This window comes from Pseudoalteromonas sp. GW168-MNA-CIBAN-0100 (assembly GCF_040309225.1).
Taxonomy (GTDB): Bacteria; Pseudomonadota; Gammaproteobacteria; order Enterobacterales; family Alteromonadaceae; genus Pseudoalteromonas; species Pseudoalteromonas arctica.
On record NZ_JBEOOL010000503.1, the window covers coordinates 1 to 278 of the forward strand.

The 278-nt window shown below is 42.8% G+C and carries 1 protein-coding gene; it reads left to right on the forward strand.

Annotation, left to right across the window (positions count from 1 at the left end):
- Positions 1-278, forward strand: a 278-nt coding sequence (locus AAEY62_RS22165) for an FUSC family protein (protein WP_350636561.1), incomplete at both ends; no start/stop codon positions are given.

The following is a 278-nucleotide window of genomic DNA, read 5'->3' on the forward strand; positions in this document are numbered from 1 at the left end:
GTGCTGCGTAACCTGTTTTTACCTAAAAAGCAGGCTGTTATTTTTGCACTAAAAGGCGTAATTGCTATGGCAATGGCGCTTACAGTTGCTTTGTTTCTTAATTTAGATCGCCCTTACTGGGCTTTAGTTTCAGCGGTGTTTTTACAAATACGCCCAGAGAGTGGCTTAGTGGCCGAAAAAGCTCTGTGCCAAATAGTAGGCACTGTTATAGGCGGCTTGTTTGGCATATTACTATTAACGCAGCTCATATCTTACCCTTACTTAGCACTGGGCATACT